General features: G+C 72.7%; 11 protein-coding genes. 3 read left to right on the forward strand and 8 right to left on the reverse strand.

All coding sequences use genetic code 11. The annotated features are described in order from the left end of the window. Positions 1–104: 104 nt before the first annotated feature. The 3 genes from OG799_RS20165 to nrdR all read right to left on the reverse strand — a co-directional run bounded on the left by OG799_RS20165 (position 105) and on the right by nrdR (position 4,601). On the reverse strand, positions 105–1,040 hold the full coding sequence (locus OG799_RS20165; protein WP_406036720.1) for a DUF2332 domain-containing protein: 936 nt from the start codon (positions 1,038–1,040) through the stop codon (positions 105–107). Between the two features lie 118 nt (positions 1,041–1,158). Continuing rightward, positions 1,159–4,041, reverse strand: a complete 2,883-nt coding sequence (locus OG799_RS20170; protein ID WP_406046348.1) for a vitamin B12-dependent ribonucleotide reductase — start codon at positions 4,039–4,041, stop codon at positions 1,159–1,161. Between the two features lie 65 nt (positions 4,042–4,106). Beyond that, on the reverse strand, positions 4,107–4,601 hold the full coding sequence (gene nrdR, locus OG799_RS20175; protein ID WP_406036721.1) for a transcriptional regulator NrdR: 495 nt from the start codon (positions 4,599–4,601) through the stop codon (positions 4,107–4,109). A 550-nt stretch (positions 4,602–5,151) separates the two neighbouring features. Here nrdR and lexA point away from each other — a divergent pair. Beyond that, positions 5,152–5,937 carry a transcriptional repressor LexA gene (gene lexA / locus OG799_RS20180; RefSeq protein WP_406036722.1) on the forward strand — a complete coding sequence of 262 codons (786 nt, stop codon included), beginning with the start codon at positions 5,152–5,154 and terminating at the stop codon, positions 5,935–5,937. Positions 5,938–5,988: 51 nt separating this feature from the next. On the opposite strand, the gene OG799_RS20185 is transcribed toward lexA, so the two are convergent. Both OG799_RS20185 and hflX read right to left on the reverse strand, forming a co-directional pair. Next, the gene (locus tag OG799_RS20185) at positions 5,989–7,569 is read right to left on the reverse strand and encodes a hypothetical protein (RefSeq protein ID WP_406036723.1); all 1,581 of its coding nucleotides are present in this window, start codon (positions 7,567–7,569) and stop codon (positions 5,989–5,991) included. A 50-nt stretch (positions 7,570–7,619) separates the two neighbouring features. Next, positions 7,620–9,143, reverse strand: coding sequence for a GTPase HflX (gene hflX, locus OG799_RS20190; RefSeq protein WP_406036724.1), 1,524 nt, complete (start codon positions 9,141–9,143; stop codon positions 7,620–7,622). A 139-nt stretch (positions 9,144–9,282) separates the two neighbouring features. Here hflX and OG799_RS20195 point away from each other — a divergent pair, with 139 nt between their 5' ends. Continuing rightward, entirely contained in the window at positions 9,283–10,755 is a 1,473-nt protein-coding gene (locus OG799_RS20195; protein ID WP_406036725.1) for an NAD-dependent malic enzyme, read from the forward strand. Between the two features lie 358 nt (positions 10,756–11,113). Here the strand turns inward: OG799_RS20195 and dapF are convergent, their stop codons facing one another. The 3 genes from dapF to OG799_RS20210 are packed head-to-tail and all read right to left on the reverse strand — an operon-like array spanning position 11,114 to position 13,651. Continuing rightward, the gene (gene dapF / locus OG799_RS20200; protein ID WP_406036726.1) at positions 11,114–11,959 is read right to left on the reverse strand and encodes a diaminopimelate epimerase; all 846 of its coding nucleotides are present in this window, start codon (positions 11,957–11,959) and stop codon (positions 11,114–11,116) included. 7 nt (positions 11,960–11,966) lie between these two features. Continuing rightward, positions 11,967–12,890 carry a tRNA (adenosine(37)-N6)-dimethylallyltransferase MiaA gene (gene miaA / locus OG799_RS20205; protein WP_406046349.1) on the reverse strand — a complete coding sequence of 308 codons (924 nt, stop codon included), beginning with the start codon at positions 12,888–12,890 and terminating at the stop codon, positions 11,967–11,969. Next, positions 12,875–13,651 (reverse strand): class III extradiol dioxygenase subunit B-like domain-containing protein, encoded by a 777-nt coding sequence (locus tag OG799_RS20210; protein ID WP_406036727.1) that lies wholly within the window; start codon positions 13,649–13,651, stop codon positions 12,875–12,877. The genes miaA and OG799_RS20210 overlap by 16 nt, the downstream gene beginning before the upstream one ends. Before the next feature lie 152 nt (positions 13,652–13,803). Here OG799_RS20210 and OG799_RS20215 point away from each other — a divergent pair, with 152 nt between their 5' ends. Then, positions 13,804–15,012 carry a DUF349 domain-containing protein gene (locus OG799_RS20215; RefSeq protein WP_406036728.1) on the forward strand — a complete coding sequence of 403 codons (1,209 nt, stop codon included), beginning with the start codon at positions 13,804–13,806 and terminating at the stop codon, positions 15,010–15,012. Positions 15,013–15,040 lie beyond the last annotated feature (28 nt).

Consider the following 15,040-nt stretch of genomic DNA (forward strand, 5'->3'; position numbering starts at 1 on the left):
CGCCACCACTGTGGAGCGCCCCAGGACAGCCGGATTCCGGGCGACGAACGGCGTGCCAGCGCCACCGCCGGGTGCGGTTCAACGCCTGACGCCGTCGCCTCGCGTCACCCGAACCAGTCGATCGCCTGGCCGTGTGAGCGGGTCCAGGCCAGCGGCGTCCCGTCCAGCGCGAGCACATTGTGCAACGCCCCGCCAGTCGGCTCCGGCAGCGCGTCGTAGGGCAGTACCTCCGGGGCCTCGTTCGCGATCCAGTGCCCGGGCAGTCCGCGTACCACGTCGGCGAACGCCTGCCGCCGCGGCGCCGGCACCTGGTAGAGCACGGAGGTGTGGAACACCACCAGCGTCGCGCCGGCCGGCGCCCTCGCGGCCAGCGCGGGCAGGTCGTCCACCAGGTCCCCGCGAACGAGCAGCGGCGGGTCCGCCGCGGCGACGGCCGCCGCGACCCGGAGCCGCACGCGACGGTGGGTGTGCTCCGGCCAGATGAGGGCGTCGAGCCAGGCCACGTCGGCGGCGTCGGTCACGTCGAGCGGGTTCAGATCCAGGCCGGCCCGCCACACCACCTCGGGTAGGCGGTCCGGCGGCGTCACTCCGGTGACCGCGCACTCGAGGACCGGTTCGCCCGCGCCAAGCACCAGGTCGCCGTAGCGGTAGGCGTACCGGTCGGGGTAGAGGCAGAGCCCGGCGGACGCCCCGACCTCCAGCAGCGCGAGCGGCTGCGGCAACGCGGCAAGCACCGGCAGCAGTACGGCACACCGTCCGGCCTCGTTCGTCTGCGTCGCCCGGACGCGGATCTCCGCCTCGATCGCCGGCCAGTTTGCCAGCACGTGGTCACGGAACGCGCCGGGATCCTCAACGGGACCGCCGAGCAGCCGTACCACGCCGAAGAGCAGATTGGGCTGCCGCTTGGCCAGCGGGAGCCTGCCGAGCAGGGCGAGCAGCTCGTCGTCGCGGGAGACCGCCGACGCCAGGCGTTCGTAGGCGGGTGACACGCCGGACGCCTCGTGGGCGCCGAAGTCGGCGTAGATCGAGGACAGCGTCATGCCCCCATGCTGCCCGCCTGCCACCCCACCGCGGAGCACGCGAGGGGGGCCGGACGACGTCCGACCCCCCTCGTTACTCAGTTCCGGCGCGCTTCACGCACCCCGTCCCACCGTGGGCTCAGCTGCAGCCGCTGGTGGAGCCGCAGCCCTCGCAGACGTAGCAGCTACCGGCCGGCCGCATCTTCGTACCGCAGGTGAAGCAGAGCGGCGCGTCGGCGGCCTTACCGAGCACGGCCTCCAGCAGCTCGGTGCTGGAACCCACCGACGGCGCCGGCTTGGCGGCGGCGACCTCCGCCACCTCCTGCGCCGGCTGAGCGACCGGGCCGGTCTTCGGCTCGGCGGGCACCTCGACCGGGGCGGAGGCGGCCATCGCGGTGAGGTCCGCACCGCTCTCCGCCTCCGCCTCGGCCCGCAGCTGGGCGGCCCGCTCCTTGGCGGTGAAGATGCCCAGCTCCGCGCGGCGCTCGTACGGCAGGAAGTCCAGGGCCAGGCGACGGAAGATGTAGTCCATCACCGAGGCCGCCATCCGCACGTCCGGGTCGTCGGTCATGCCGGCCGGCTCGAAGCGCATGTTGGTGAACTTGCTGACGTACGTCTCCAGCGGGACGCCGTACTGGAGACCGATGGAGATGGCCACCGAGAAGGCGTCCATCACGCCGGCCAGGGTCGAGCCCTGCTTCGACATCTTGAGGAAGACCTCGCCGAGGCCGTCGTCCGGGTAGGACGAGGCGGTGAGGTAGCCCTCGGCGCCGCCGACCGAGAAGGAGACCGTCTGCGACGGGCGCTTCTTCGGCAGCCGCTTGCGCACCGGCCGGTACTCGACGACCTTCTCGACCACCGGCGCGACGGCGGTCTCGGTGGTCGCCGGCCCGGCGGCCTTGTTCGGCTTCGCCACCGACAGCGGCTGGCCGACCTTGCAGTTGTCGCGGTAGATCGCGAGGGCCTTGAGGCCGAGCTTCCAGCCCTCGAAGTAGATCTTCTCGACGTCCTCGACGGTCGCCTGCTCCGGCATGTTGACCGTCTTGGAGATGGCCCCGGAGATGAACGGCTGAACCGCCGCCATCATCCGCACGTGGCCCATCGGCGCGATGGACCGCTCGCCCATGGCGCAGTCGAAGACCGGGTAGTGCTCCGGCTTGAGGCCCGGGGCGTCCACCACGTGGCCGTGGTCGGCGATGTGCTCGACGATGGCCTCGACCTGCTCCTCGGGGTAGCCGAGGCTGCGCAGGGCGCGCGGGACGGTCTGGTTGACGATCTGCATCGAGCCGCCGCCGACCAGCTTCTTGAACTTGACCAGCGCCAGGTCCGGCTCGACGCCGGTGGTGTCGCAGTCCATCATCAGGCCGATGGTGCCGGTCGGGGCGAGCACGCTGGCCTGCGAGTTGCGCCAGCCGAACTTGTCACCGACCTTGTTGCCCTGCGTCCACTGCTTGGTGGCCTCGCGCTGGATGGCGGTGGCCACGGTGCCGGCCGGCTTGATCTCGTCGTTGGCGGCGGCGTGCTTGCGCATGACCCGCTTGTGCGGCTCAGCGTTGCGGGCGTAGCCGTCGTACGGGCCGACGATGCCGGCCAGCTCGGCCGAACGGCGGTACGCGGTGCCGGTCATCAGCGAGGTGATCGCCGCGGCGACCGAGCGGCCCTGCTCCGAGTCGTACGGCAGGCCCGACGCCATCAGCAGCGCGCCCAGGTTGGCGTAGCCGATGCCGAGCTGCCGGTAGGCGCGGGTGGTCTCGCCGATCTTCTCGGTCGGGAAGTCGGCGAAGCAGATCGAGATGTCCATCGCGGTGATGACGAACTCGACGGACTTGACGAACTTCTCCACCTCGAAGCCACCGTCGGCGCGGAGGAACTTCATCAGGTTGAGCGAGGCCAGGTTGCACGAGGAGTTGTCCAGGTGCAGGTACTCCGAGCACGGGTTCGACGCGGTGATCCGCCCGGTCTCCGGGCAGGTGTGCCAGTCGTTGATGGTGTCGTCGTACTGCAGGCCGGGGTCGGCGCACTCCCAGGCGGCCTGGGAGATCGTCCGGAACAGCTTCTTGGCGTCAACGGTCTCGATGGTCTGCCCGTCGAGCCGGCCGCGCAGGTCGAAGCCGCCGCCGTTCTCCACCGCGGTCATGAACTCGTCGGAGACCCGGACCGAGTTGTTGGCGTTCTGGTACTGCACGCTGACGATGTCGGCGCCGCCCAGGTCCATGTCGAAGCCGGCGTCCCGCAGCGCGCGGATCTTGTCCTCCTCGCGCGCCTTGGTGACCACGAACTCCTCGATGTCCGGGTGGTCCACGTCGAGGATGACCATCTTGGCCGCGCGCCGGGTGGCGCCACCGGACTTGATGGTGCCCGCGCTCGCGTCCGCGCCGCGCATGAAGCTGACCGGGCCGGAGGCGGTGCCGCCGGAGGAGAGCAGCTCCTTCGAGGACCGGATCCGGGACAGGTTGGCGCCGGAGCCGGAGCCGCCCTGGAAGATCAGCCCCTCCTCCTTGTACCAGTCCAGGATGGAGTCCATGGAGTCGTCGACGCTCAGGATGAAGCAGGCGCTGACCTGCTGCGGCGACGGCGTGCCCACGTTGAACCAGACCGGCGAGTTGAAGCTGAACACCTGGTGCAGCAGCATCCAGGTCAGCTCGTGCGCGAAGATCTCCGCGTCGGCCGGGGTGGCGAAGTAGCCGTGCTCCTCGCCGGCCTTGCGGTAGGTGGTGACCACCCGGTCGATCAGCTGCTTGAGCGACCACTCCCGCTCCGGGGTCCCCACCGCGCCCCGGAAGTACTTGGTGGTCACGATGTTGGCCGCGTTGACGCTCCAGGGCTCGGGGAACTCCACCCCGCGCTGCTCGAAGTTGATCGAGCCGTCCCGCCAGTTCGTCATCACGACGTCGCGGCGCTCCCACGCCACCTCGTCGTACGGGTGGACCCCCTCGGTCGTCCACACCCGCCCGACCTTCAGCCCCGCCGGCGCGCCGGCCCGGGTCCGCGACTTGCTTGCTGTCACGCCGTCCCCCGCCATCTCATCCGCCCCCTCGTCTGCGCGGTCACCCACCGCGCGTTGTCTCTGTCAGAAATCCGAAAAACTCAACTGGTACGGCCGGCGGCTTCGACCGCGCCGGCGTCGGCGCGGACGCGGGCCGCGGCCCGCAGGGTCTCGATCTCGCGCTCGAAGTCGGCGAGCGAGTCGAAGGACCGGTAGACGCTGGCGAAGCGCAGGTAGGCCACCTCGTCCAGGTCGCGCAGCGGCCCCAGGATGGCCAACCCCACCTCGTGGCTCGGGATCTCGGCGGCCCCCTTGGCCCGGACGGTCTCCTCGACCTTCTGCGCCAGCAGCGCGATCGAGTCGTCGTCGACCGGCCGGCCCTGGCACGCCTTGCGCACCCCGCCGATGATCTTCGTACGGCTGAACGGCTCGGTCACCCCGCTGCGCTTGACCACCGCGAGCACCGCCTCCTCGACGGTGGTGAACCGCTTGCCGCACTCCGGGCAGGACCGCCGCCGCCGGATGAGCTGACCGTCGTCGGCCTCCCGCGAGTCGACGACCCGGGAGTCGGCGTGCCGGCAGTACGGACACCGCATCGCCTGACCTCCTTCATCGCGCCGCGGGCGCGCACCGACGCGCTCCCGGGGCACGCTCCACCGCGACGGACCATCGTCGGACGGCCGCCGTCGGGTCGACGGTACGGGAGTGCGGTCGGTAGTCGAACCCAACCTGTAGGCGACTTACGCCCGTGTCACTACTACATCTAGGGGTCGACCGTATGTCGTCGCCCAGGCGAGGTCAAGCTGGCCGGCGTGTCCGGCGCGTCATCAGAATCACTCACCCGCCCCACCTCCCCCGAGCGTCGCCGAAATCCCAACGGGCGACTCCCGCCACGGTCACGGCCAACCGTTTCATCGAACACGCGTTCGAGGTCGACGTACCATTTATCAGAACAGGCGTTCGGAAATCCAGGAATTCGGCCCGACACGCCGACAAGAGGTCGTACAGATGTTTGAAAATGGCCGATCTCACCTATACGGTCAACAACGACCGGGCGCGGCGTGTCGCCTCCGGCCGGTCGGGCAGCACCATCCGCACGCACCACGAGCCGCCAAGGCACCCAGCGTCGACCAGGGAGGGACGGACGTGACCGAGGACCGGGCCAACCGGCAGAAGAACCCGCAGCCGATCGACGGGGCGGGTCCGCCGGCGACCCGACGGCCCCGCGCCGCGCGCAGCCGGACGGGCCAGCCCGCCGTGCGCCCGGTCACCCCGGTGGTCAGCAGCTTCCCCGACCCAGCCACCGTCGACCTCACCGCCCGGCAGCGCCGGATCCTGGAGTTCATCCGCAGCTGGGTGGAGCGGCACGGCTACCCGCCGAGCGTGCGCGAGATCGGCGAGGCGGTCGGCCTGGTCTCCCCGTCCAGCGTCGCCTACCAGCTCAAGGAGCTGGAGAAGAAGGGCTTCCTGCGTCGCGACCCCAACCGGCCCCGGGCGGTCGACGTCCGCGCCCCCAGCGACGCGATCGACGACGAGCTGAGCCGCTCGCAGCGGCCCACCCCGGCGTACGTGCCGATGCTGGGCCGGATCGCCGCCGGTGGCCCGATCCTCGCCGAGCAGGCGGTGGAGGACATCTTCCCGCTCCCCCGCGAGCTGGTGGGTGAGGGCGAGGTCTTCATGCTCCAGGTCAAGGGCGACTCGATGCTCGACGCGGCGATCTGCGACGGCGACTGGGTGGTGGTCCGCCAGCAGCCGAACGCCGAGGCCGGCGACATCGTCGCGGCCATGCTCGACGGCGAGGCGACCGTGAAGACCTACCGGCGCCGCGACGGGCACGTCTGGCTGATGCCGCAGAACCCGGCCTTCGACCCGATCCCCGGCGACGACGCCACCATCATGGGCCGCGTCGTCGCGGTGCTGCGCCGGATCTGACCCGACACCCTGACCGGGTGACCGCCACTCGGCGGTCACCCGGCGTGGTGGTCAGTACCGATCGCCCCGGTACTCGCGGCCGCCGGGCACCTGCCCGTACTGGCCCCGTCCGTCGTCGTAGCCGTCACGGCGGCCCCCGCGCGGATCCCGGTGGTCCGGCTCACGCCGGGGCGGCTCGGCACGACCGCCGCCGTACCCGCCGCCCTGCGGGGCGCCGCCGTAGACGCCGCCGCCCTGTGGACGACCGCCGCCACCGCCGCCGCCGTAGACCCCGCCCTGCGCACGACCGGCGCCCTGAGGGCGGCCCCCGCCGTACACCCCGCCGCCGGCGGGTCGCCCGGGCGCGCCGCTGACCGGGCCGCCGCCGTACCCACCGCCGTATCCGCCGCCGGCCGGTCCACCGCCGTAGCCGTTGGCCGGCCCGCCGCCGTACGGACCGCCCTCGGCGAGCCGGTCGTCGAACCCGCCGGCCGCCGGCGGTTCGTCCCGGTCCGGTCCGTCGACGGGCGGCGCGGGGCGGCGCCGGGCCCGGACGATGCCGAAGATCCCCGCGCCGACCAGCAGAGCGCCGAGCACGCCGACCGCCGCGATCAGGTACGTGATCTCGTCGAGGGTCAGCCCTTCGATCCAGGACTTCGAGGCGGCCGGCTTCGCCACCTCACCCCCGGCGGCCGGCAGCGCCTCGACGCCCTTGGTCGACGGGACGTAGCTGAGGATGTCGATCGGCTCGGAGTCGTCCATCTGGCCGCCGTCGGAGACGGTGACGAAGGACTTTCCGTCCGGGGTGTAGGAGATCGCCTCGCCGAACGGGTCGGCCAGCGGGGTCACCCGGGGCGTGCCGCCGGTCAGGGCAGCGACGATGTCGCCGCCGGTGACGTCGTACTCGAAGGCGTCGCCGTAGGTGCGCAGCACCACCTTGCTGCCGTCGGGCGAACGAGCGGCGCCGGTGACCAGGAGCTTGAGCGGGGCGCCCATCCGGATCTCGGTGCTGGTCTTCGGGATGGTCACCTCGCCGACCTTGCGCATCGGCACCGGCTCGGTGTCACCGGCCGCCTTCAGCGCGGCCGCCGGGGTGAAGATCTCCGACTTGCCGGAGAGCTCCTTGGTGATGATCAGCGGCTTGCCGTCGTTACCGATGAGCAGCGCCTCGGCGTCGTGCGGCGCCTTCTGCGGGTACGCGAGCCGGTGCAGCACCGGCTGCTTGGAACCGCTGACCGGCATGGTCCAGACCGCGACCCGCTCCCGGCGGGTCTTGCTGGTGATGTTGTCCCCGGTGTCGGCGATCCAGAGGGTCTTGCGGTCCGGCGAGAGCGCCAGGTCCTCGGTGTCGAGAGGCCCGTCACCCGAGTACTGGACCGGCTCCTTCGAGATCTGGCACTTGGTGTCGAGGTAGAAGACCCGCTTGCGGCTCGGGGTGTCGGTGCCGTCGTTGATCACGACGTAGCCGGTGCTGGTGGCGACCAGGCCGGACAGCTCCCGCAGGCGCTTGTCCTCGACGGTGCACTTCTTCTTGCCGGGAGCCGCGGCCTGCACGGGGGCCGCGGCGGGACCCGCCAGGGCGACCCCGGCAGGCGCCACGGTCGCGCCGAGCAGTCCGAGCGCAACCGTGACCGAGGAGACAACGTGCCGCATGGAGTCCAGTGTCGCACGTCCGGTTACCCGGGCGGGTGACGCCGGACGCCTCACCGGCCGGCGCCGACCCGCTCCTCCTCGACGAGCCGCTCGCCGGCGCGGAACGGCGCCAGCTCGGCGGCGAGCGCCTCGCCCACCCGGACGTGCAGCAGCGTGCCCTCCGGGAGGTGGGCGGTGCTCAGCACCTCACCCTGCCGGTGCACCCGGGCCACCAGGTCACCCCGGTCGTAGGGCAGCACCGCGTGCACCTCCACCGCGGGGCGGGGCAGCCGCTCCTCGATCGCCTCGCGCAGCCCGTCCACGCCCCGCCCGCTGTGTGCGGAGACGAAGACGGCGTCCGGCCAGAGCCGCTTGAGCCGCAGCAGCGTCTCCTCGTCCGCGGCGTCGGTCTTGTTGACCACCAGCAGCTCGGGCAGCCGGTCGGCGCCCACCTCGGCGAGCACCTCGCGGACCGCCCTGACCTGCTCCTCCGGGTCCGGGTGGGCGCCGTCGACGACGTGCACCACCAGGTCCGACTCGGCGACCTCCTCCAGGGTCGAGCGGAACGCCTCGACGATCTGGTGGGGCAGGTGCCGGACGAAGCCGACCGTGTCGGAGAGGGTGTACAGCCGCCCGTCGGAGGTGGTGGCCTTGCGGGTGGTCGGGTCGAGGGTGGCGAAGAGCGCGTTCTCGACCAGCACACCGGCACCGGTCAGCCGGTTGAGCAGGCTGGACTTGCCGGCGTTGGTGTAGCCGGCGATGGCCACCGCGGGGACGGCGTTACGGGACCGCCGGGCGCGCTTGGTCTCGCGTACGGTCTTCATGGCCTTGATCTCGCGCCGCAGCCGGGAGATGCGGTGGCGGATCCGCCGCCGGTCGGTCTCCAGCTTGGTCTCACCGGGTCCACGCACACCCACGCCGCCGCCGGCGCCGCCGCCGCGGCCGGAACCACCGGTCTGCCGGGAGAGCGTCTCACCCCAACCACGCAGCCGCGGCAGCAGGTATTGGAGCTGCGCCAGCTCGACCTGCGCCTTACCTTCCTTGCTCTTGGCGTGCTGAGCGAAGATGTCGAGGATCAGCGCGGTCCGGTCGACCACCTTGACCTTGGTGCGCTGCTCCAGGTTGCGCAGCTGGGACGGGGAGAGTTCACCGTCGCAGATCACCGTGTCGGCGCCGGTCGAGAGCACCACCGCGCCGAGGTCGTCGACCTTGCCCCGGCCGACGTAGGTGGCCGGGTCCGGGCGGTTACGCCGCTGGATCAGCCCCTCGAGCACCTGCGACCCGGCCGTCTCGGCCAGCGCCGCCAGCTCGGTGAGGCTGTTCTCCGCGTCGTCCTGGGTGCCCTCGGTCCAGACGCCCACCAGGACGACCCGCTCCAGCCGCAGCTGGCGGTACTCGACCTCGGTGACGTCGGTGAGCTCGGTGGAGAGGCCGGGGACCCGCCGTAGCGCCTGCCGCTCCGACAGCTCGAACTCACCGGTGGTGGCGTCGAGCTCGTCGTCCTCGTAGGGAACGTAGGTCTCCTGGTCTCGCAAACTGAGTCTCCCCTGTCCGTTATGTCTACTACCGAGGTGTTTCGAATACGTACCGAGCATCCTGACATGTGGCAACGCGTGACGCACCTGCTATATGCCCGTGGCGTACACCGCCAACAGCGGGGGCGGATGCCGGGCGACCTGGGTGGGCGGGTAGAAATGCGGGGCGAGCCGCTCAGCGTTGACGGAGGGATTTTCCGTGGCCATCACCCGACTTCCGAGTGCGGGATTCTCGATCACGATCCGGATCGCGGTGACCGCGGACGCCTCTTCGATCGGCCGGCTGACCACCGCGGTGGGCGAGGCCGGCGCGATCGTCACCGCGCTGGACGTGGTCGACTCCGACCCGACCAGCGTGATCGTCGACCTCACCTGCGACACCGCCGACGCCAGCCACGCCGACCAGGTGGTCGACGCCCTGACCGCGCTCGACGGCGTGGACGTCCGCAAGGTCTCCGACCGGACGTTCCTGCTGCACCTCGGCGGCAAGATCGAGGTCAACTCCAAGGTCGCGCTGCGCACCCGCGACGACCTGTCCCGCGCGTACACCCCCGGGGTGGCCCGGGTCTGCATGGCGATCGCCGAGAACCCGGCCGACGCCCGCCGGCTCACCATCAAGCGCAACACGGTGGCCGTGGTCAGCGACGGCTCGGCGGTGCTCGGCCTGGGCAACCTCGGGCCGGCCGCGTCGCTGCCGGTGATGGAGGGCAAGGCGGCGCTGTTCAAGCGCTTCGGCGGGGTGGACGCCTGGCCGGTGGTGCTGGACACCCAGGACACCGACGAGATCGTGGCGATCGTCAAGGCGATCGCACCCGCGTACGGCGGGATCAACCTGGAGGACATCGCAGCGCCGCGCTGCTTCGAGATCGAGGCCCGGCTGCGCGAGGCGCTGGACATCCCGGTCTTCCACGACGACCAGCACGGCACCGCGATCTGCGTGCTGGCCGCGCTGACCAACGCGCTGCGCGTCGTGGGCAAGCAGCTCGCGGACGTCCGGGTGGTGGTCTCCGGGGCCGGCGCGGCCGGCACCGCGATCATCAAGCTGCTGCTGCGCCAGGGCGTGGGCGACATCATCGCGTACGACCGGCAGGGCGCCCTGCACCGCGGCCTGCCGGACCTCAACCCGGCCTGGCAGTGGCTGGCGGAGAACACCAACAAGGAGAGCTACTCCGGCGACCTGCCGGGGGCGATCCGGGGCGCGGACGTCTTCATCGGGGTCAGCGCGCCGAACCTGCTAACCGGCGACGACATCGCCACGATGGCCAAGGACGCGATCGTCTTCGCGCTGGCCAACCCGGACCCGGAGGTCGACCCGCGGGAGGCGCGCAAGCACGCCGCCGTGGTCGCCACCGGCCGCTCCGACCAGCCGAACCAGATCAACAACGTGCTCGCCTTCCCGGGCGTCTTCCGCGGCATGCTGGACGCGCACGCCGAGGAGTTCACCGAGGAGATGGCGATCGCGGCGGCCCGGGCCATCGCGGACGTGGTCGGCGAGGACAAGATCAACCCGACGGTGATCGTGCCGAGCGTCTTCGACTCCCGGGTCGCTCCGGCGGTCGCCGCCGCGGTCCGCACCGCCGCCCAGAACCCGGCCGCCACCCCGCCGCCGGCCGCCGACCCGGGCCCGGCCGACCTTCCCGAGATCGCCGCCGAGGCCAGCGCCACCCCCTGACCCTTCTCCGGGAGCGCTTCTGGTCGCCGTGGCGACCGGAAACGCACCCGAACAGGGGCCCCGGCGGGCCCAGGCGACCGTTCGGCCGGCGGGCACGACCGACCGCGAGTGGTGCGTACGCCTCCTTTGCTCTGCTTCAACGACGGCAACACCTCTTCGCGCCGGCGAGCGGTCGGCACGGAGCCGGGACGGCGGCGCGCCGGAGGGCTTCGCCCGACGTCCGCTATCCGGACAGCGGGTGTTGCGCCGACTGAAGCAGAGCGAAGGACGCGGCAGGACAGGTCCCGGACACGGTCGCGCGGGTCGAGGGCCGAGGGCCGAGGGCCGTCGGGGTAGCGGGCGGACCGAGCGGGCGGGCTCAGCCGAGCAGGACGCTCGGGGTGACCTCACCGGTGGCGACCAGGACGGCGGGGCCTGACAGCCAGCAGGAGTCCTCGGTGACCGTCACCGTGAGGCGGCCGCCGAGGACGTCCACCGTGACCGTGCCGGTGTCCAGGCCCGTGTCCCGCAGGGCCACCGCGGCCACCGCGCAGGCGCCGGTGCCGCAGGAGAGCGTCTCCGCCGAGCCCCGCTCGTGGACCCGCATCCGCACGTGCCCGTCGGTGCCCTCCACCGGCTCCCCCGGCACGGTGAACTCGACGTTCACCCCGGCCGGGAAGACCGCCGGTTCGACGTCCGGCGCGCGGGTCAGGTCGAGACCCGCCAGCTCCAGCCCCGCCGGCAGGGCACAGACCAGGTGCGGGTTGCCGACGTCCACCGCGGCACCGGGCAGGGTCAGCCCACCCAGGGTGGCGGTGGCGGTGGCGTACAGCAGGGGGCGGCGCATCTCCACGGCGATGGCCTCGCCCTCGACCCGCGCGCGCACGACGCCGGCCCGGGTGGCCACCGGCAGCGCCGCACCGGACGGGGTGGCCAGGCCGGTCTCCAGCAGGTACCGGACGAAGACCCGGGCCCCGTTGCCGCACATCTCGGCGAACGAGCCGTCGGAGTTCCAGTAGTCCATGAACCAGTCGGCGTCGCCCGCCAGGGCGGCGCCCTCCGGGTGCTTGGCGGCCCGGACCACCCGCAGCACCCCGTCCGCGCCGAGGCCCCGCCGCCGGTCGCACAGCGCGGCGACCAGCCCCGGGGTCAGGTCGAGCGCGCCGTCCGGGTCGGGCAGGATCACGAAGTCGTTGCCGGTGCCGTGGCCCTTGGTGAACTCCACGCCCCCATCATCCCCGATGGTCGGCGACCACCCGCAGCGCAGTCTCGACAAACGCCGGTGACGCCGAATCCAGCCAGTGGATGCGCGGGTCGCGCCGGAACCAGGACCGCTGCCGCCGGACGAACCGGCGGGTCGCCCGGATCGTCTCGTCGTGCGCCTCGACCTCGGTCAGCTCCCCGGCGAGGAACCGCAGCACCTGCTGGTAGCCGAGCGCCCGGCTGGCCGTCCGCCCCTCGGGCAGGCCGTGGCCGATCAACGTCCGGGTCTCGGCGACGAGGCCGTCGGCCCACATCCGGTCCACCCGCAGCGCGATCCGCTCGTCGAGCAGGGCGGTGTCCAGGTCGACGCCGAGCTGCACCGCGGGGTAGTACGGCGTCGGCTCGGGCAGCGACGCGGTGAACGGCGCGCCGGTCAGCTCGATCACCTCGAGGGCGCGGACGATCCGCCGGCCGTTGCCGGGCAGGATGCCGGCCGCCGCGGCCGGATCCGCCTCGGCCAGCCGGGCGTACAGCGGGGCCGGGCCGACCGCCGCCAGCTCCGCCTCCAGCCGGGCCCGCACCGCCGGGTCGGTGCCGGGGAACTCGAACTGTTCCAGCACCGCCCGCACGTACAGGCCCGAGCCGCCGACCAGCAGCGGCACCTTGCCCCGGGTCAGGATGTCGTCGACCGCCGCGCGGGCCAGCCGCTGGTACTCCGCGACGCTGGCCGGCTCGGTCACCGCCCAGATGTCCAGCAGGTGGTGCGGCACGCCCTCCCGCTCGGCCGGGGTCAGCTTCGCGGTGCCGATGTCCATGCCCCGGTAGAGCTGCATCGAGTCGGCGTTGACCACCTCGCCGTCGAGGGCGTGCGCCAGGGCGATGCTCAGCGCCGACTTGCCGGCCGCGGTCGGCCCGACCACGGCCACGACCGTGCCGCTCACGCCGGCGCCCAGTTCGCCACGAAGTAGGAAACGCCGTAGGGGGCCCGGTGGTAGCTGAGCTCACCGCGCCAGTCGCCGCCTGCCTCGCGGACCGCGCCGGCCAGCACCTGCCAGGGCGCCCGCCCGGCGACCTTCAGCTCCGCCGACAACCCCGGGTCCAGGCCGAGCAGGGCGTCGGGGTCCGCGTCGGCCAGGGCCCGGGCCACCCCCTCGTCGTACGCCCCGGCGCGCGGATCGTCGTAGCCGGGCGCCTTCGTGCCCCGGCACGCCGACCCGTCCCCCATCACCAGCAGCGCCCACGGCTGATCCGAGCCCATCCGGGCGCCGACGGTGGCACACCGCTCGACCGGCTCGTCGTGCGCCACGGTCGCCATCCGCCACGTCATCGGCCCCGGCGGTGGCACCCGGCGCAGCAGCCAGGCCCCGACGAGCAGGCCCAACGGCAGGCCGTCGGTGTTGGCACCGCCGTCGGGCAGCTGGCCGAGCCGCACCTCCAACGGCAGCCCCCACGGCGCGAAACTGCCCCGGTACGGGTAGTGCAGGTCGGCGGTGCGGCCCCCGGCGCCCACCGCCACGACGGTCCGCGCGCCGGCGGCGTAGAGCCGGGCGACCGCGGCGTCGGCGGCGGCACGGAGGTCGGCCAGCTCGGGCGCGGCGGCGCCGGCCAGCTCGGGGACGATCAGCGGCGGGTGAGGGCAGACGGCGGCGGCGACCAGAGGCACGCCCTCACCGTAGCGGGATCCCCCGGTGCGTCCCCGCGCCGATCCGGTCATAAGAGCGGTAGGACACCGTATGGTCACGGTCGACGACAGGCGCTCGACGCGGACGGGGTCGGACCTGTGACAATGCCCGGAGTAACTTTGCTGCGCCGTGGCGGCGATCGCGGGGGCTGTCCCGTCGACGCCGGGAGAACGAGGATGGGCACATGAGCGACTGGACTGCCTTCGGACGGGTGGACGCGGACGGCACCGTGTACGTCAAGACCGCCGAGGGCGAGCGGGTGGTCGGATCCTGGCAGGCGGGGGCCCCGGAGGAAGGGCTGGCCCACTTCGCCCGGCGGTTCGCCGACCTGGTGACCGAGGTGGACCTGACCGAGGCCCGGCTCAACTCCGGCGCGGCCGACGCGGGCGGGTCGCTGAGCACGATCCGGCGGATCCGCGCCGGGCTGGCCGAGGCGCACGTCGTCGGTGACATCGACGCGCTCGCCGCCCGGCTGGACAAGCTCGCCGAGGTGGCCGAGGCGAAGGCCGGCGAGGCGAAGGCCGCCCGGGACGCCGCCCGGGTCGAGGCCCTCGCGCGCAAGACCGCCCTGGTGGAGGAGGCCGAGAAGCTGGCCGCCGAGTCGACCGGCTGGAAGACCGCCGGGGACCGGCTCAAGGAGATCCTCGACGAGTGGAAGACCATCCGCGGCGTCGACAAGAAGACCGACGGTGAGCTGTGGAAGCGGTTCGCCGCCGCCCGGGACGGCTTCACCCGCCGGCGGGGCGCCCACTTCGCCTCCCTCGACCAGCAGCGCAAGCAGGCGCAGACGGTCAAGGAGGAGTTGGTCGCCGAGGCCGAGAAGCTGAAGGAGTCCACCGACTGGGCGGTCACCGCCAACCAGCTCAAGGACCTGATGACCCAGTGGAAGGCCGCGCCGCGGGCGTCCAAGGAGGCCGAGCAGAAGCTCTGGGAACGGTTCCGGGCCGCGCAGGACGAGTTCTTCACCCGGCGCAGCGAGGTCTTCTCGGCGCGGGACAACGAGCAGCGCGTCAACCTGGAGCGCAAGCAGGCCCTGCTCGCCGAGGCCGAGGCCCTGGACGTGGACGCCGACCCGAAGGGCGCGCAGGCGAAGCTGCGGGAGATCCAGGCGCACTGGCACGAGGCCGGCCGGGTGCCGCGCGAGGCCGCCGCCGGGCTGGAGCGCCGGCTGCGCGCCGTCGACGACAAGGTCCGCGAGGTCATGGACTCGGCGTGGCGGCGCACCACCAAGGAGGACAACCCGCTGCTCGCGCAGATGCGGGCACAGGTCGCCGAGGCCGAGGAGCGGCTGTCCCGGGCCCAGGCCGCCGGTGACGCCCGCCGGATCAAGGAGGCCGAGCAGGCGCTGGCCTCCAAGCGGCAGTTCCTCCAGCTGGCCGAGCAGGCCGGCTGACCTGAGCCGTTCCGGGAGCCCCTGGTCC

The organism is Micromonospora sp. NBC_00898 (assembly GCF_045207895.1).
GTDB lineage: Bacteria > Actinomycetota > Actinomycetes > Mycobacteriales > Micromonosporaceae > Micromonospora.